At 42.6% G+C, this 18,561-nt stretch carries 16 protein-coding genes; 14 read left to right on the top strand and 2 right to left on the bottom strand.

The window, feature by feature from the left end:
- Positions 1-62: 62 nt before the first annotated feature.
- The gene (locus BBI08_RS00895) at positions 63-1,142 is read right to left on the bottom strand and encodes a citrate synthase/methylcitrate synthase (RefSeq protein ID WP_008497658.1); all 1,080 of its coding nucleotides are present in this window, start codon (positions 1,140-1,142) and stop codon (positions 63-65) included.
- Between the two features lie 103 nt (positions 1,143-1,245).
- Here BBI08_RS00895 and BBI08_RS00900 point away from each other — a divergent pair, with 103 nt between their 5' ends.
- The 10 genes from BBI08_RS00900 (at position 1,246) to BBI08_RS00945 (ending at position 12,361) form a co-directional block, all read left to right on the top strand.
- Positions 1,246-2,127 (top strand): LysR family transcriptional regulator, encoded by an 882-nt coding sequence (locus tag BBI08_RS00900; RefSeq protein WP_008499188.1) that lies wholly within the window; start codon positions 1,246-1,248, stop codon positions 2,125-2,127.
- A gap of 15 nt (positions 2,128-2,142) precedes the next feature.
- Positions 2,143-2,706 (top strand): GNAT family N-acetyltransferase, encoded by a 564-nt coding sequence (locus tag BBI08_RS00905; protein WP_008499189.1) that lies wholly within the window; start codon positions 2,143-2,145, stop codon positions 2,704-2,706.
- A 70-nt stretch (positions 2,707-2,776) separates the two neighbouring features.
- Complete coding sequence (gene rocF / locus BBI08_RS00910; protein ID WP_008499190.1) at positions 2,777-3,685, top strand: arginase; 909 nt, start codon at positions 2,777-2,779, stop codon at positions 3,683-3,685.
- A gap of 288 nt (positions 3,686-3,973) precedes the next feature.
- Positions 3,974-4,537, top strand: a complete 564-nt coding sequence (gene sigW / locus BBI08_RS00915; RefSeq protein ID WP_008499191.1) for an RNA polymerase sigma factor SigW — start codon at positions 3,974-3,976, stop codon at positions 4,535-4,537.
- Positions 4,538-4,549: 12 nt separating this feature from the next.
- Positions 4,550-5,185, top strand: a complete 636-nt coding sequence (locus tag BBI08_RS00920; protein WP_008499192.1) for a zf-HC2 domain-containing protein — start codon at positions 4,550-4,552, stop codon at positions 5,183-5,185.
- Positions 5,186-5,287: 102 nt separating this feature from the next.
- Positions 5,288-6,124 (top strand): diadenylate cyclase CdaA, encoded by an 837-nt coding sequence (gene cdaA / locus BBI08_RS00925; protein ID WP_065528396.1) that lies wholly within the window; start codon positions 5,288-5,290, stop codon positions 6,122-6,124.
- Entirely contained in the window at positions 6,117-7,085 is a 969-nt protein-coding gene (locus BBI08_RS00930) for a CdaR family protein (protein ID WP_040851389.1), read from the top strand. Before cdaA ends, BBI08_RS00930 begins: the two co-directional genes overlap by 8 nt.
- Positions 7,086-7,157: 72 nt before the next feature.
- Positions 7,158-8,507, top strand: a complete 1,350-nt coding sequence (gene glmM / locus BBI08_RS00935; protein WP_008499194.1) for a phosphoglucosamine mutase — start codon at positions 7,158-7,160, stop codon at positions 8,505-8,507.
- Between the two features lie 905 nt (positions 8,508-9,412).
- Positions 9,413-11,215 carry a glutamine--fructose-6-phosphate transaminase (isomerizing) gene (gene glmS / locus BBI08_RS00940; protein WP_008499195.1) on the top strand — a complete coding sequence of 601 codons (1,803 nt, stop codon included), beginning with the start codon at positions 9,413-9,415 and terminating at the stop codon, positions 11,213-11,215.
- A 327-nt stretch (positions 11,216-11,542) separates the two neighbouring features.
- Positions 11,543-12,361 carry an STAS domain-containing protein gene (locus BBI08_RS00945; protein ID WP_065528397.1) on the top strand — a complete coding sequence of 273 codons (819 nt, stop codon included), beginning with the start codon at positions 11,543-11,545 and terminating at the stop codon, positions 12,359-12,361.
- Between the two features lie 50 nt (positions 12,362-12,411).
- Here the strand turns inward: BBI08_RS00945 and BBI08_RS00950 are convergent, their stop codons facing one another.
- Positions 12,412-14,229, bottom strand: coding sequence for a putative bifunctional diguanylate cyclase/phosphodiesterase (locus BBI08_RS00950; protein ID WP_065528398.1), 1,818 nt, complete (start codon positions 14,227-14,229; stop codon positions 12,412-12,414).
- 449 nt (positions 14,230-14,678) lie between these two features.
- Between BBI08_RS00950 and BBI08_RS00955 the strand changes: the two genes are divergently transcribed.
- The 4 genes from BBI08_RS00955 (at position 14,679) to fliW (ending at position 18,559) form a co-directional block, all read left to right on the top strand.
- Positions 14,679-15,830, top strand: coding sequence for a GAF and HD-GYP domain-containing protein (locus BBI08_RS00955; protein WP_008499199.1), 1,152 nt, complete (start codon positions 14,679-14,681; stop codon positions 15,828-15,830).
- A complete protein-coding gene (locus BBI08_RS00960) occupies positions 15,827-16,171 on the top strand; it encodes a DUF3307 domain-containing protein (protein WP_008499200.1) in 345 nt (114 codons plus the stop codon). The genes BBI08_RS00955 and BBI08_RS00960 overlap by 4 nt, the downstream gene beginning before the upstream one ends.
- A 10-nt stretch (positions 16,172-16,181) precedes the next feature.
- Entirely contained in the window at positions 16,182-18,011 is a 1,830-nt protein-coding gene (locus tag BBI08_RS00965) for an adenylate/guanylate cyclase domain-containing protein (protein WP_008499201.1), read from the top strand.
- 92 nt (positions 18,012-18,103) lie between these two features.
- Positions 18,104-18,559: a flagellar assembly protein FliW gene (gene fliW / locus BBI08_RS00970; protein ID WP_008499202.1), complete on the top strand. Its 456-nt coding sequence runs from the start codon at positions 18,104-18,106 to the stop codon at positions 18,557-18,559.
- Positions 18,560-18,561: the final 2 nt, after the last annotated feature.

Below are 18,561 nucleotides of genomic sequence, written 5' to 3' on the forward strand. Positions count from 1 at the left end.
TGTGTATTTGTACTATCCATGTGTAAAAAACCCGTATCCATTCATTTGGATACGGGTTTTTTTTAGGTTCCGATGTATTCGGACTGTGGGCGAAAGATGACGTTATTTTCTTGTTGTTCAAGTGTATGAGCTGTCCATCCCACGATGCGCGCCACACTGAAAGTTGGTGTGAATAATTGAGTTGGCATCGCGATGGATCGCATAATCGCGGCTGCATAAAATTCTACATTGGTGTAAAGTGCGCGACCGGGCTTGCGTTCATTGAGCTTTTCAATGATATAAGCTTCTGCTGTCACTGCTAAATCGAGCCATGAATCTTCTCCTTGAAGCTCTAGGCATTTTTTTCGGAGGATGATGGACCGTGGATCTTCTGTACGGTAAACTCGGTGACCAAAGCCCATAATTTTGTCCCCGTGATTTAACTTGTCTTCAATAACTGGAGCGATGCGTTCTTCAGTTTTTATCGTATCTAGTAAATCGATAACGCCTGACGGGGCACCTCCGTGAAGGGGACCTTTCATCGTTCCAAGAGCTGAAGTAATGGCAGATACTAAGTCGGATTCGGTCGAGATGGTGACACGCGCTACAAAAGTCGAAGCATTCATGCCATGTTCCATCGTTAGTTTTAAATAAGTTTCGAGCGCTTCTGTTTGTACAGCAGAAGGCTGTTGTTCGGTGATCATCCAAAGATAGTTAGCGGTATGTCCTAAATCATCTCTCGACTCAACGGGTTGCTGTCCGTTTTGAATGCGGTAAAAAGCTGCGGTCATTACCGGCAATGCTGCTGTAAGTGCAATGGCTTGCTCTTGAGGTGATAAGGTTTGAAATTTGGTATGTGTATAAGCGGATACCAATGTCCGCATGGCATCCATCAAAGAGATTTCTTTTGGTAAAAGCTGCGTAATTTGAACAATATGCGCAGGTAGTTGGCGGTAAAAAAGCAATTGGTGTTGAAGTTCTTTTAATTGTTGATTGTTTGGCGATTGACCATACCAAAGAAAATAAGCTGTTTCCTCAAATGATTTTCCTTGGATAACCATTTCTACAAGTTCTCCACGATAGCGTAATTCGCCTAAGTCCCCGTCTACAGAAGCAATCGCAGTTTGAACAGCTACTACACCTTTCAATCCTTTTTGAAACATGTGAATTCCTCCTTTTCTTTTAGTTTACTCCTACAGATTGATAATAAAAATTAAAGATATATAATTAAGACAATTAAGAATATTAATCGAGATGAGGGATGTTATGGAAGTTCAATGGTTGAGAACCTTCGTGGATGCGGCAGAAACCTTGAATTTCAGAAAAACGTCAGAGCGTCTGTTGATGTCGCAGCCTAGTGTAACAGTTCACATTCGATTATTGGAAGAAAATTTAGGGCTTCTTTTATTTAAGCGTAGCCATAACCGGGTATCTTTAACAGAAGAAGGCAGGCATTTTAAAGAAAAAGCCGAAAATGTATTGAAGCAATTAGATGGTAGTGTGGAAGAATTACATGCTTTTGCGCAAGGCTACCGGAAGAAATGGACATTGGCGATTTCTCCTTTAATGGCAGAAACGGTTTTACCTTATGTACTACGCTCCTTTACAGAACAACATCCGGAAGTTGAGCTAGTAATCCGTGTAGAAGAATCAGAAGCTATAGAAGATTTGGTTGAAGCAGAGGAAGTATCTGCTGGAATTTCTGCTTTGCCACCTATTGGTCGCACGATTGAACCGTTTGTTGTATATGAAGACCCACTGCTATTTATTTTGCCAAGAGATGCTTATGATGATGAAACAGGACCAGCGATTTCAATAGAGGAGACCTTGCGGAAATCGATTTTGTTTACTCATCATCATCCTGTTTTTTGGGAAGAATTATTAGAGAAATTACGTCTACACATACCGGGAGTGCGAACGATGAAAGTGACACAAGCACATATTGTGAAACGCTTTATTCAAGAAGGACTCGGCATATCGTTTTTGCCAAAATCCATGGTTCGACGGGAATTGGTGGAAGGTCGCTTAATGGAAGCACATTTCGATCTGTTTCCCCTCCCCACAGTCTCTACTTATTTTTTAGCGAAACAAATGGGTGCACTAGAGCAAGATTTTTTAAAGCGCATCCAGTCGGTATACTTTACTTAAAAAGGAGAGATCGGGATGATTATTGAGTCAGATGGCATTCGTTTACGGTTATTAAAAAGAGATGATTTTGAAGCGTTGTGGGCTTTGTATACGCCCAAAATTTTTGAGCATATGCTTAATCAAGTCGAAGTTTTTGAAGATATGGTGGCCTGGTTAGAAGCGGGAATGAACCAGTCGAATGTACTTATTTTTGCGGTAGAAAACCCGGAAACAGCAGAAGTTTTCGGAACAACACGCATATATGCAATTGACGAAACCAATAAAAGCTGTGAAATCGGTGCGACATTTTATGCGCAGTCAGCACAGCGAACGCATGTCAATACAACAGTTAAGCGAGCATTGCTCAGCTATTGTTTTGAAGAACGTGGCATGATCCGTGTTCAGTTTAAGACAGATGCTGAAAATGTACGCTCGCAGAAGGCGATTGAACGCATTGGAGCAGTTAAAGAAGGTGTGCTGCGAAATGAACGAATTCGGTCCAATGGTAAACCTAGAGATGCTGTCGTGTACTCAATTATCGATGAAGAGTGGCCAAAAGTGAAAAAAGATTTGGCGAAAAAAGCGAATAAATATACGTAAAAATGTTAGGTTGAGCCAAATAGACCTTAGCGGGTACAATAAGTCTATCTTGCTAAGGGGGTATAAAATAATGAATAAATTAAATATTTCTATTATCGGAGTTCCAATGGACCACGGTCAAAATCGTCGTGGTGTTGATATGGGACCAAGCGCTATCCGCTATGCAGGTGTTGTAGACCGCATCGAAGAGTTAGGCCATCACGTTACAGATGAAGGGGACATCCAGATTGGTCAAACAGACGGCAGTGTAGATACCGAAACAAATTTACGTAATTTGAAAGCGATTACTGAAGCAACAGAAGCACTTGGTGATAAAGTATTTAACGTAGCAGAAGCTGGGAATTTTCCATTAGTACTAGGCGGCGATCACAGTATTGCCATTGGTACACTTGCTGGAATTTCAGAACGTCACGAAAACTTAGGCGTTATTTGGTATGATGCACACGCAGATATGAACACGAGCGATACATCACCATCAGGTAATATCCACGGCATGCCGCTTGCAGCAAGCTTTGGACATGGTCATGAAAAATTAACGAACATTCGCGGGTATTCACCAAAAGTGAAACCTGAAAACATTGTTATCATCGGAGCTCGATCAGTAGACCCAGGTGAGCGTGAATTAATCAAAGAACATGGCATTCGCGTTTACAGCATGCACGAAATTGACAAAATGGGCATGCATGCAGTAATCGAAGATTCAATTCGTTATTTGAAAGAAGAGCGCAACACAGATGCGGTTCACTTATCATTAGATCTTGATGGAATTGATCCGATGTATACACCAGGCGTTGGAACACCAGTTCCAGGCGGCATTAGCTATCGTGAAAGTCATTTAGCAATGGAAATGTTGTATGATGCAAACATCATTACATCTGCTGAATTTGTAGAAGTAAACCCGATTCTTGACGAGAAAAACAAAACAGCTGATGTAGCAGTTGCGTTAATCGGCTCATTGTTCGGTGAAAAATTATTGTAAGTTAGGTGTTAGACTGCAGACAAACTCAATCTTGTTGAGTTGTCTGCAGTCTTTTTTTTAGTGTGATGCTACTCTTATTTACCGGGTGGATCCACCTTTACTAATGTTTTAGTTACAAAAAATAAAACTAGCTAAAACTAGCAACTTTTTAAAATCATAATCGTTAGAAAATTAGTTGGATTTATTTGGGTATTTTCTGATACGATAGAATAAGGAAAAATAATTGAAACTTTTTCAATAAAGATACGTATATAAAGTACAGCCGCATAGGCGGAGGGAAATGAGATCATGGATGCGTTAGTGAATAAACGAATAGTAAAAGTAATAAAAGGCGATCAGAACGCATTCGCCGAAATCGTGGAGCTTTACCAGCATCAGCTTTATCATATTTGCTACCGAATGCTTGGGAATAAGCAGGAAGCAGAAGATATTGCTCAAGAAGCTTTTATGCGTGCGTACGTTAATATTCACACGTTTGATCAGAATCGGAAATTTTCGACTTGGTTATACCGCATCGCCACCAATTTATGCATCGACCGAATCCGTAAGAAAAAGCCGGATTATCATTTGGATGCTGAAGTGCGCGGGACGGAAGGCTTGAATATGTATTCGAAAATTGCCAATGAGGATGAACTTCCAGAAGAAGAGTTAATGAGGATGGAAGTTCAAGAGCGGGTACAGTACGAAATCAGCCGCTTGCCGGATAAGTACCGTGCGGCTATTGTATTAAAGTATATTGAAGAATTGCCACTCACGGAAATTAGTGAAATTTTGGATTTGCCGTTAGGAACGGTAAAGACGCGTATACACCGAGGGCGAGAAGCTCTTCGCAAGCAATTGAGCAATTTGTAGGAGGCGAGCACGATGAATGCGTGTCCGGAAAACGTGTTAGAGTTAATGAATCATTACCTCGACGGGGATATTAACCCAAGCGAGGAACAGCAGTTAAAAGAGCACTTGGAAAGTTGCAGCGATTGTAGAGAGCAGTATCAGGCTTTAAGTAAAACCGTTGCGTTTATCCAAAGTGCTTCTCATATACAGGCTCCTTCTGATTTTGTCCAAAAGACAATGGGACGGTTGCCGAAAGAAAGACAGCGCGCGGGTATTCAACGCTGGTTAAGAAGACATCCCATGCTTGCTGCAGCCGCGTTGTTCTGTCTGTTAATGAGCACAGCATTGTTTACCAACTTTAACGACGATCAACAGTTTTCATTTACGAAACAACCGAATTTGGTTGTAGAAGGACAGACGGTTATTGTTCCTGAAGGGGAAACAGTAGTAGGCAACTTAACTGTACGCAATGGAGATTTGCGGGTTGAAGGTGAGCTTCAAGGAGATGTCACGATTGTCAATGGTCAGTACATGGCATCGAGCGGTGTGATTACCGGAGAAATTGAGGAAATCGATCAAGCTTTTGAATGGCTATGGTTTACGATTAAAGAAGGATTTAAAGATGCAGCTGCTATTTTTGAAACAAATGACAATCAAACAAACGATTAAACCTGTCCTCTCCTAAAGGATGGGTTTTTTCTATGAAGGCAAGCCTAATTCACTTATGATATACTTAATGCATATGCATATGTAGAAAAGCGAGGGTTGCAGATGCCTTTTTTTGAAAGTTTAACAGACCAAACATCATTTAGACTTCTAGGAAATATCATCGACATTTTATTGGTTTGGTTCGTTGTTTATAAATTGATAACTGTCATCAAAGGGACGAAAGCCGTTCAATTGCTGAAAGGAATTTTTGTCATTATTATTGCACGCCTCGTGACGCAAGCGCTCAACCTAGAAACATTGGGTTGGATTATGCAACAGGTATTGGAATGGGGCTTTTTAGCGATTATTATTATTTTCCAACCAGAGCTGCGCCGTGCACTCGAACAGCTTGGTCGTGGTAGATTGTTCTCCAGCAGTACGTTGAACGAAGAATCTGAACGCAACCGACTGATCGAGGCAATGTCCAAGTCTGTCAGTTATATGGCGAAACGGCGAATCGGAGCATTGGTGTCGATTGAACGCGAAACCGGTTTGAGTGAATATATTGAAACGGGAATTCCGATGAACTCGGACCTTACATCTGAACTGATGATTAATTTATTCATTCCGAATACACCGTTGCATGATGGAGCGGTGATCGTTCAAAAAAATCGGATTGCCGCAGCCGCTTGTTATTTGCCGCTGTCTGAAAGTCCGTTTATTTCCAAAGAGCTTGGAACACGTCACCGTGCCGCTCTTGGCATTAGTGAAGTGACCGATGCGATTACAATTGTCGTATCAGAAGAGACCGGTGCCATCAGCTTAACGGCAAATGGTGATTTGCACCGTAATTTATCACTCGAAGACTTCGAAGTGAAGTTGCGCCGAATTTGGTTCGGGGTAGCACAGCAAGAAGTCACTTCTTCTTGGTGGAATTGGAGGAGGAAAAAGAATGGATAAGATGATGGACAATCGCTGGTTTTTGCGAATTACGGCGCTGTTGTTAGCCTTCCTTTTGTTCTTCTCCGTTCAAGCGGAAGATAATTCCACGGGGTCGACGGACACTAGTCGGGTGTCGGAAGTGATAGAAGATGTAGATCTTGAAATATACCATGACAATGACCTTATGGTTAGCGGTGTGCCAAAAACGGCTGACTTGTATTTAACGGGTCCGGTTAGCATTGTTCAAGCTGCGCTTCAGTTAGAAGATTTTACGTTATTTGTGGATTTGCGTAATTTGCCGCTTGGTGAACACCAAGTCCCGATTCAAACTGAAAATGTCTCGGATCAATTAACGAGTCGAGTGGATCCAGCATTTGTGAACGTCGTGATTGAAGAGCGGGTGTCGCAGGAATTCCGGATTGACCCCGACATTAATGATCGCATGCTAGCAGAGGGATTTGTTTTAGACGAAGTGACGGTCGAACCAGAAACAGTTGTGGTGACGGGGCCTAAAAGTATGATTGACGCCATCAGCTTTGTGAAAGCCACGGTCTCTGGAGAGCAAGGTGTCAATGAATCTTTTACGACGGCCGCGCGTGTACGGGTACTAGCAGAAGATTTGACGAAACTAGAAAATGCAGAAATCGAACCGGAAGAAGTTGAAGTGGCTGTTAAAGTTGTCGAATACAGCAAAACAGTACCTGTCAGAATTGAAGCGACTGGAAACGTTGGAGTAGGTATTAGCATTAACAATTGGACCACATCGACCAAGGAAATCCGGATTTATGGTCCGAAAACAGTTGTCGATGAAATGACAGAATATGTAGTGGAAGTAGACGCTGCCAGTATTACTGCAGAAGATAGTACAGTAGATGTAGAGTTGAGTATTCCGACTGGCGCTTCAGCAGTTTCACCAGCTCAAGTAACAGTGGAAGCAGAAGTGGTAAGCGATGATTCTGCACAATTGCCAGTAGACTAATAGACAACAGTAATGTGGAGAAAAAATAGATTAAAAAAATAGTAGCAACTGACTGAAGGAGCGAATATTGTAATGGGAAAATATTTTGGAACAGATGGAGTACGGGGAGTTGCCAATAGCGAGCTAACACCTGAACTGGCTTTTAGATTAGGTCGTATAGGCGGATACATTTTAACAAAAAGCGCAAAAGACAAACCAAAAGTGCTAATTGGCCGTGATACACGAATTTCAGGTGAAATGTTAGAAGGCGCTTTGGCTGCCGGACTACTTTCTGTTGGAGCGGAAGTTATGCGCCTGGGCGTTATAAGCACTCCAGGCGTTTCGTATTTGACGCGTGTCATGAGTGCAGAAGCGGGCGTTATGATTTCAGCTTCGCATAATCCTGTAGAAGACAATGGCATCAAATTCTTCGGTTCAGACGGCTTTAAATTGTCGGATGCACAAGAAGCAGAAATTGAAGCGTTATTAGATAGCGCCGAAGATCTATTGCCACGCCCAACTGGTGGCGACCTTGGAAGCATCACCGATTATTTTGAAGGCGGACAAAAATACCTTCAGTATTTAAAACAAACAGTGGATGAAGAATTCGACGGCATTTTAGTAGCGCTTGATTGTGCTCACGGTGCAACGTCAACATTAGCAACGCATGTATTCGCGGACTTAGATGCAGACATCACGTCAATGGGTGCTTCACCAAACGGCTTGAATATCAACGCTGGAGTAGGTTCTACGCATCCTGAAAAATTAGCGGAGCTTGTCATTGAAAAAGGTGCAGATATTGGTTTAGCATTTGATGGCGACGGTGACCGCCTAATTGCAGTAGATGAAAAAGGCAATATTGTAGACGGCGATCAAATTATGTACATTTGTGCGAAGCATTTGCATTCTGAAGGTCGTTTGAAAAAAGATACAGTGGTTTCGACTGTAATGAGCAATATGGGCTTTTACAAAGCATTGGAAAGCCACGGCATGAAGAGCAACAAAACGGCTGTTGGTGATCGTTATGTAGTAGAAGAAATGAAGAAAAATGAATACAACTTGGGCGGCGAACAATCGGGTCATATTATTTTCCTGGATTACAATACTACAGGCGATGGCTTATTGACGGGTCTTCAGTTGGTTAACATCATGAAAATTACGGGCAAGAAATTGTCTGAGTTAGCATCTGAAATGACGATTTTCCCGCAAAAACTGGTAAATATTCGTGTGACCGATAAACATGCGGTGACGGATAACGCGAAAGTGGCAGAAGTTATTTCTGAAGTTGAAACAGAGATGAATGGCAACGGCCGTGTGCTTGTGCGTCCTTCAGGTACAGAGCCATTGGTACGTATTATGGTAGAGGCAGCTTCAGCGGAAGACTGTGAAAACTATGTAGAGCGCATTGCAGTGGTTGTCCGTAGCGAAATGGGTTTAAGCTAATCAAATCAATTATTTCGAGTCCGTGAGCATCTTTGCTTGCGGGCTTTTTTTTAGGATTTTTGATTTTGAGAGGGCGATTTGGGGTAAAGGAAAGGAAGTGTGGGTGTAGAAGACGAAGAAAGCGCTACAGGCGGACGCTTTCCAGGGGGCCGGCTTCAGCCGCTTCCCTCGCTTTGCTCAGTCCAAGGTCTTCAGCTCGCCCTGATCCCCTTGGAAAGTCATTGTACGAATGTAATTCGGGCAATGGCTTTGCGACGAAGCTAGCGAAGCGATGCAGGAGCACATTTGCGCACTTCGCCGCCTTGCGCGCTTTCTTCTGAGCATAGTTCTCTAGCTATGAAGCAAACTAGCGGAGACTCCCGCGGGACAGCGAAGTGTCGAAATCCACTCGGGCGTATAGCCCGAGTTAGTTCGGCGCAAGCCCGCAGGAAAGCGTAGCTAGTTTGCGGAATAGCTTACAGATACTTGATTGTAAGAAAATATAAAAAGCGGTAAAACTAACAACAGCCCGTTCTATATCAAATTTTAAAGCGTTGAAAATAAATTTGGAAAGACAAATAGACCAGTATACGGAAAAAGCTGGTAAAATAGTACTAAACAACTATTTGCTTTAATTGACGTGATTGTGTTGAGACTGTATGATAGTAGAGTCGGTTTACGACTACTGAAAAGGAGGATAGAAGTTGAGTGATAGGAAAACAATTATAGCGCCTGTACTAGAGAAATTGGACGGACAAGTCATCTCTAGTAGACGAGGAGAAGGAGTATCGAATTTTCGGCGGATCCCTTCCGGCCATGAAGCCTGGTCGTGATGTCCATTCTTAAAACAGTCGAGTGATCGATTGGCCAACAAGATGGATAGGCTCAAACACTTATTCGAACGAGATAAATGGAGGAATTTAATTATGTGTGGAATTGTAGGATATATTGGAGAAAATGATTCAAAGGAAATTTTGTTAAAAGGCTTAGAGCGTTTGGAATACCGCGGTTATGATTCAGCAGGAATCGCAGTACGTAACGGTAGCGGTGTGAAAGTATTTAAAGAAAAAGGACGTATCGCAGATTTACGCGGCGTTGTAGAAAATGATGTTATGGGTTCAACTGGGATCGGTCATACGCGTTGGGCTACTCATGGTAAACCAACACGTGCGAATGCTCACCCGCATCAAAACACATCTGACCGTTTCACAATTGTGCATAACGGCGTAATTGAAAACTACCACCACATTCAGCGCGATTATTTAGCTGACGTGGAAATGGAGTCAGATACGGATACAGAGATTATCGTTCAGTTGATCGGTAAATTTGTTAATGAAGGTCAAACAACTCAAGAAGCATTTACTAAAACTCTTACTTTATTGAAGGGTTCATATGCGATTGCATTACTGGATGCAGAAGAAGAGCAAACGATTTTTGTAGCGAAAAACAAGAGCCCATTATTAGTGGGACTTGGCGAAGATTTTAACGTTGTGGCATCAGATGCAATGGCAATGTTGCAATTGACTGACCAGTTTGTTGAGTTGATGGACCAAGAAATCGTTATCGTCCGCAAAGACAGCGTGGAAATTTTAACATTGGATGGCAAGTCGGTAAGCCGCCTACCATTCACTGCAGAAATTGACATGAGCGACATTGAAAAAGGCACATACCCTCACTATATGTTAAAAGAAATTGACGAGCAGCCAGCAGTTGTCCGCAAAATCGTTCAGGCATATCAGGACGGAAATGATAAATTGACCATCCAACCAGAAATTTTGGACGCGATGCAAGCTGCTGACCGCATCCACATCATTGCGGCAGGAACAAGCTACCATGCAGGGTTGATCGGCAAAGAATACATCGAAAAATTAGCGGGTATTCCGGTTGAAGTACATGTTTCTAGTGAATTTGGTTACAATATGCCATTGTTGTCAGAAAAACCATTGTTCATCTTTATTTCTCAATCAGGTGAAACAGCGGATAGCCGTCAAGTATTGGTGAAAATCAAAGAGCTAGGCCATGCGTCATTAACAGTAACAAACGTTGCAGGATCTACGTTATCTCGTGAGTCTGACCATACGTTATTGTTGTATGCAGGTCCAGAAATTGCAGTTGCTTCAACAAAAGCATACACTGCACAATTGGCAGTTTTGTCGATTCTAGCAGCTGTAACTGCTGAAGCACGCGGCATTGATATCGGTTTTGACTTGGTTCAAGAACTAGGAATCGTTGCAAATGCGATTCAAGCACAAGTGGATTCTAAAGAAGAAATGGAACAAATTGCGACAGACTTCTTGTCGACAACACGTAACTGCTTCTTTATCGGTCGCGTAATGGATTATTTCGTTGGACTTGAAGGTTCATTGAAATTAAAAGAAATTTCGTATATCCAAGCTGAAGGCTTTGCAGGAGGCGAATTAAAACACGGTACGATTGCATTGATCGAAGAAGGTACACCGGTTATCGCACTTGCAACACAAGAAGCGGTTAACTTGAACATCCGTGGTAACGTCAAAGAAGTAGCGGCACGCGGCGCGCACACATGTATCATTTCGATGGAAGGCTTACAAGAAGAAGGCGATAGCCTGGTCTTGCCAAAAGTGAACGAATTGCTATCACCACTAGTATCGGTTATCCCGATGCAGTTGATCAGCTATTACGCAGCGCTTCACCGCGACTGTGACGTTGACAAGCCACGTAACTTAGCAAAATCAGTAACAGTTGAATAATAGCTTTTAGGAAAGACCCTTTTGGATAAATTTCAGAAGGGTCTTTCAGTTTTATAACAAAAGATAGTTAAATCATTTCTTCGTCTTTAAATGGGATTCTCTGCACCAAGCGGACGCTTTCCGCGGACGAAGTGCTGAGCCTCCTCGCAAGCTCCTGCGGGGTCTCATCACTCCGTTCTTCCGCAGGAGTCGCCGCTTAGTGCTCCGAATCCTTGAGTGACGGTATAAAAAAGGCTCTTTTTATCGTTTATAGTTTGGCGATTCGTTGCCATTTTACGCCTTACCAAATGGTATAATAGAGACAACATAAGAAAAGGTGTGAAACAAATGTCCTCTTTTAAAGATTTTTCCAGGTACATCAGTGATAACGCTGAATCGTTATCAGCGGAAGTAGTCGAATCGGTTGTGCAGGAAATGAACTTGAACATTCCAGAGTGGGAAAAAGAGCGGGCTGCTGGGATGTATATTCAGTTGCTTGAGTTTTTTGGACAAGCTCTTCTCGAGAGTGGACAAATTGAAGTTCCGGACGCATTGATCGAATGGAGTAAAAAAAATGCGGAAATGCAAATCGCTTCGGATGGGGCTCTTTCAACGATTGTAATTCGATACCCAGTAACGCGCAAAGTGTTTTCAGAGATTTTTACACGGTTGAGCGTAGAATTTAATTTAACGGTTGTTGACAGCGCTAAAGCGATTCAAGCCATTCATGCAGTCCTTGATGTAAGTTTAAATGAGACCATTTTTGCATTTGAGCAGCTATCGGAAAGAAAACAGGCGGAAACCCGTATAGAGTTACTGAATCTATCCGCACCGATTGTGCCGGTATTAGAAGACGTCGTAGTGCTCCCGCTAATTGGGGTGATGGACAGTTACCGAATTGCGCATATTATGAATAATGTAATCCCGAGAATCGCAGAGAAAAAAGTTCATCACGTGATCATAGATTTTTCAGGGGTATTGACGATTGATGATCACGTTGCGCTGTCGCTTCAACAAATTGGTAGCACGCTTCAATTGATGGGCATTCATGTGGTCATTGCCGGACTAAGACCAGACCTTGTTCAAGCGATTGTTCACAGTGGCATTGATATGCTCGATACAGAGTCGTACGCGACTGTAAAACAAGCGTTGGAAAGCGTGAAATAACAAAGTAAAGCCACGTTCCTTTTTTTGAGGAACGTGGCTTTTTTGTGGTATTAATTAATTGGCGATGAGGCCGGTTGGTAAAGTCGCTCGATTTCTTCAGGTGGCAACGGTCGGTTAAAGTAATAACCTTGCGCTTGGTTGCACTTTTTTTGTTTTAAAAATTGCAGTTGATCTAGCGTTTCAACGCCTTCAGCAATGACGTTCAACTGCAAATTGTCGGCCATTTTGATGATGGTGTCGACAAGTGCTGCGTCTTTCGGGTCGGTAATAATGTTCCGGATAAAGTATTGGTCGATTTTCAATGTATCGACTGGGAACAGCTTTAAATAACGAAGCGATGAAAAGCCAGTACCAAAGTCATCAATCGATAAGTGAATGCCCATGGCTTTTAGTTTTTGCATGTTCTCAATGGCGCTAGTAGAACTTTGGATAATACTTTCAGTCAATTCAAGTTCCAAATATTTAGGATTTAGATCTGATTCAGAAAGTGCAGCATGGACTGTATCCATCAAATTGCATCGTGAAAACTGGTGAGACGAAATATTGACCGCAACGCGGAAGTGCGGAAGTCCAGCATCTTGCCACGCCTTGTTTTGCAGGCAAGCTTGGCGTAAGACATATTCACCAATTTGAATAATGCTCCCAGTATCTTCAGCAACGGGAATAAATTCAGCAGGTGAAATGTTCCCAAGTCTAGGGTGTACCCAGCGAACTAGAGCTTCCAGGCCAACTATTTTGTCGGTTTTTAAATCGATTTGGGGTTGATAATGGATAAAGAATTCGCCGTATTCCAAACCTTTTCGGATATCAATGGCCAATTTCGATCTTCGAAGAGCTACTTGGTTGGTACTTTCTGTGAAAAACTGAAAATTGTTTTTGCCTTGATTTTTTGCTTGAGAAAGAGCGATATCTGCATTTTTTACTAAAGTATCCAAGTCGATGCCGTCATTCGGAAAGATGCTGATGCCGATAGAAGGTGTGACAAATAAATCTTCTTGTTGAAATCGGAACGGTTGTTTAAACAGCTGTAATATTTTTTGCGCATGATCAGTCGCTTTGAAACTATCAGTATTCGGCAATAATAGTATAAATTCATCTGCGCCAAAACGGGAAATCGTATCATCCGCATGCGCGATGCTCTGAAAACGTTTGGCGACTTCAATTAGCATTTGATCGCCAGTGTAATGTCCATATGTGTCATTGATCAATTTAAAATGGTCCAAATCGATGTATAACAAGGAAAGGCTTTGGTTGCTACCGTTCAGTTGCTGGAGTTTTGACGCTAGTTGATCACTAAACATCCGTCGATTTGGCAAGCCTGTTAAAGGGTCTCGATAAACGAGGTTATTAATTTTTGCTTCTGTGTCTTTTCTTTCAGTGATGTCACGAATGATATTGCTGAAAAACAATCCATCTTCCGTTTTCCATGTCCCCACAGATATTTCAATCGGAATTTCCAGACCGTCTTTGCGACGACCTACTAACTCGATGCGTCTGCCAATCACACTAGGGACGCCTGTCTCCGAATAACGTTGTAATCCCTTACGATGACCATCTATTAAAGACTCGGGAATAATAATTTCTAAATTAACGCCAATGGCTTCACTTTTACTAAAGCCAAAAATGGTCTCAGCGCCTAAATTCCACTGCAAGATGGTTCCTTGCTGATCGGCAACAATCACCGCATCAGAAGTCGATTCAAATACTGATTCGAATTTCAACTCTAATTCAGTGGAATTACTTTTCTTCAGGAGTTTTTGGGTATTCCGAAAATGAACAACTAGTAAGCTAATGGACAATATAAGGGCTAATAAAATAATAGACAATAATAGGACGAATAAAGTATCGGAAAGTAAAAAAGTAGCCATGAAAAAAGGTGAGCCTCCTTTACAAAATAAGTAGTTTAACGAGCTTGAGTTAGAAGGTTAACCACATTTCAGCTTAGTGTTTACACATCATATCACAAAAATATACGCGAATTGATAAAAAGTTTATTTCATATAATTGGTAATTTTTGCGTTAATTTGTAAGGGGGATTTCATAAAATCACTTACTCTTATTTATCCCCTCACGGAAACTAGTATAGCTTACATCTATTTCGAAAGGACAATGAAAATGGAATTTAAAAGAGTTTCTGGGTTTAAAACTGGTGTGACGACGTGCCAAGGCGTGGTGCCGATGGACTGGACATTATTTTAATAATGGATAATATTGCTTAATGTTTCACAAAAAGATATGATCGACAAGAAATAAAAAAGTACTAAACAAAAACAATAAAATGCTAAAGATCCAAGAAACAAGCAATCGGAGGAACAGCATGACCCATATAAAAGAATTAGAATCTAAAGTTCAAGAACTCGTTACCTTGCTAGAAGCATCCAAGCAGTTAAATTCAAATTTAGAAATGGGCGAAGTGCTTGAGAGCATCTTATTGCAAATGGTGCGCATTGTCGGAGCCGAAGCGGGCACGTTATGGGTGTTGGATAAAAAACGACAAAAAATTAAAGTGTCTGCAGCCTACGGGCCATCAGCGGCTAGCATATTAAACATCGAATTGGATCAAAATGAAGGCATCGTCGGCAAAGTGATTCGGACAGGAGAAGCACAACTAATCGAAAACGTTGCGGAAAATCCAGACTGGACAGCACGCGTCGATCAGTCAAGTGGGTTTGTGACCAAGTCGATGATTACCGTGCCGCTCGCGGTCAAAGGCAAAGTTCTTGGAGCGATGCAGCTACTCAATAAACAAGATATCGCTTTTTTCTCTGAACAAGACATTCGCTTAGCTGATGCGCTTTCGAGTCAATCCGCATTAGCGCTTCATAACAGTCAAATGTACGAAGAATTGCAACAAATGCTCTTGAGCATGATTCGAACACTAGCAAAAGTGTTAGACGCACGTGACCCTTATACGGCGGGACATTCAGAACGCGTCGCAAAATATTCTCTGTGGATCGCGCAAAAACTCGAGCTAAGTGCATCCGATTGCGAAGAGTTATATAAAGCGGCATTGCTACACGATATCGGAAAAATTGGCATAACAGATGCCATTCTCCGAAAACCTGACCGTTTAACGGTTGAAGAATATACGACGATCCAGCAACATACGGTAATTGGCGCAGATATATTATCGAATGTGGAACCAAAAGACGCCATGGTTCATGCAGCAGACACAGCTTTGTCTCATCACGAACGACTTGACGGGACCGGTTATCCGCATGGTTTAGCTGGTGATGCAATCCCGTTGTTCGCACGCATTGTGGGAGTTGCGGATACGTTTGATGCGATGACAACGGCTCGTTCATATAGTAAGGGCTTATCTTATCAATTAGGCGTAGAAGAGTTGCGTCGCTGCAAAGAAACCTTATTTGACGCTCAAATCGTTGATGCGTTCACGGCGATTTTAGAAGAGTGCGATTACCAAATCGATCAATACGAAGCAGGGCAGGGAAGAGGTTACCGGTTATGAGTCAGTTTGATGTGTTATTGATTGGGCATTTAATCGGTGACTTTTTGCTGCAAACAAGTTGGATGGCTAAATACAAAGCGACAAAATGGCTGCCGCTACTGACGCACGTATCGATTTACACAGCTGTAATCGCCTTGTTTGGCGCGTTTTCAGGCGGACTGTCGTTGCCAGCAATTCTCATCGTTTTTCTTGGCCATATTATTTTAGACCGAAAAACCTTTGTTATGTTTTGGGTGCAGCGCGTTCAAACAGCTAAAGGTCCAGAAAAAGGTTGGTTATCAATCATGGCAGATCAAATTTTCCACATCATATTACTGGCCATTGCCATCGCAATTTCCTAGGAGTGAAAAAATGAAATTCAAAACAAAAACCTACGTGTTAGAAAAAGAAATAGTGTTGGACCGAAAAACCGCTTGGCAATTGTTAGCGGATAATAACCGAATGAACTTGTATATCGGGTTGTTCCCCGTAACGTTCAGCCCGGCGAAGCAAGACGGAACGGAAATCTTTTACCGTGAAGCCTACGCAAAAGCATTGGGACTGGTGCCGATCAAATGGCAAGAGTTTCCGTTTCAATGGCAGAAATACGATAGCTATACCGTTGAGCGCCGTTATTTGTCAGGACCTCTCAAACAGTACAGCATGAAAGCCGAACTGTTCGATACGGCGGATAACGGCACGCGGATCAAGTTGACGGCTTCTTTTTGGCCGCTCAATCCTATTGGCTACGCAGGCGTGTTGATCAGCGGAATTCCCGCTGTGAAGAAAATGATGACCTACTTGGATGATTATTTGCAGTCTGGAGCGGAAAAAATATCTGAAGCGCCGCAAAAGCCGAGTAAGGGCAAAATCAATTTACCGGAACTGGAGCGGATGTCAGCGTTACTGGCGAAGTCGCCGGTTGACGAGAAGTTTGTCGAGTTGTTGCATCGCTATTTAGCCGAGCGTGACGACCGAGACGTTGCGCAAATCGAACCTGTCCAATTAGCCCATCATTGGGGAGCCGATTTGGACGAAACTTTACGCGTGTTGCTTTATGCCACAAAAGCAGGCATGTTAAATCTGAGTTGGAATGTCATTTGTCCAAATTGTCGCGTCTCAAAAGTTGAACACAATTCATTGTCGCAACTAGAAGAGCAGTTTCACTGTGATTTATGCGGTGTGAATTACGATGCGGATTTTGATCAGTTTGTCGAGTTGAACTTCTCGGTTCATGAAGCGGTCCGAACAGCATACGCGGAAGTGTATTGCATCGGTGGCCCGACGATTACGCCACATGTGCAAGCGCAACAAATTATCGAGTCAGGCAAGACCAAGAGCTTTATGATTCCCCAAAGTGAAAAAGCATTGCGCTTCCGTGTGATTCAAGCAAACGACCGGGTAGTGGTAGACCGCAATGTGGAATCAAACGAACTCGTTTACTCTGATTTGGGTTGGTCACACGATTCGGTGTCGGGATTGAGTGACGTTTCGGTCACAAACACCAGTAGCGCAGACATCGTCGTGGCGTTAGAAAACTCAGATTGGACTGCGCAAACCGTAACCGCCGCCAAAGTAACGGCGATGCAAGAGTTTCGCGATTTGTTTTCTTCAGAAGTGTTGTCTCCTGGACAGAAAATCGATATTGGGCACGTGACGATTTTGTTTACCGATTTAAAAGGTTCGACAATGTTATACGAAACAGTCGGCGATTCGAGTGCTTACGGACAAGTACGCAACCATTTTGAATTTTTAACGCAACACATTGCCGGGAATTCCGGCAGTATCGTCAAAACAATTGGTGACGCGGTAATGGCCGTGTTCCACAAACCTGAAGATGCGTTGCGAGCAGCGCTCGCCATTCAAGAAAATTTAGCTGCGTTTAATCAAACCGCAAAAGAAGAAATTGTTTTACGACTCGGGTTATATAGCGGAGCGGCGATTGCTGTGAATTCCAATGACCGACTCGATTATTTTGGGCGTACCGTGAACATTGCAGCGCGCATTCAAGGTCAAGGCGAGGGCGGCGACATCGTTATTAGTAGGGATGTCTTAGATCAGCCAATGTCAGCGAGCTTGCTTGCAAGGGATGAGTTAGAGTTAGAAGAATTTTCGGCTGTGTTAAAAGGAATTGACGGAGCGGTGGACTTGGTACGAGTGCGACTGAGAGAAGGTTCGGTTACTGAAGAGCAAGTTGTGTAATTGAAAAGCTTACTAAAAATTGATTGTTAATAAATGTCTTGTAAGATATCTTTATCTTACAAGGCATTTAGTTGTTACGGAAGGAGTCGGACATGAAAATTCAAACAGAACAATTCGGAGAAATCGAACTAGCAGAAGAGCGTGTCATTACGTTTGATAAAGGAATTCCAGGATTTGAAGAGGTTAAAGACTATGTATTGATCCCGGCAGACACAGAAGGCGAGTCGCCATTCTTTTTCTTGCAGTCGGTAGAACACGTGGAAGTAAGCTTTTTCCTAGTCGATCCGTTTACGTTTTTCCAAGACTACGATATTAAGTTAGAAGAGCAAATGGTGGAGCGGCTGCAACTAGAAGAGCCGACAGATGCCATTGTGTTGACGACAGTCACAGTCAAAGGCGACATTAGTAGCGCAACGACTAACTTAAAAGCACCACTGGTCATCAACAATAAAAAACAACAAGGCATGCAAATCGTGTTGAATAACAAAGACTATGCAATCAAGCAGGCGTTATTTCAAGTCGACAACACCGCTGCAAGGCAGGTGTAGAA

Source organism: Planococcus halocryophilus, assembly GCF_001687585.2.
Taxonomy (GTDB): Bacteria; Bacillota; Bacilli; order Bacillales_A; family Planococcaceae; genus Planococcus; species Planococcus halocryophilus.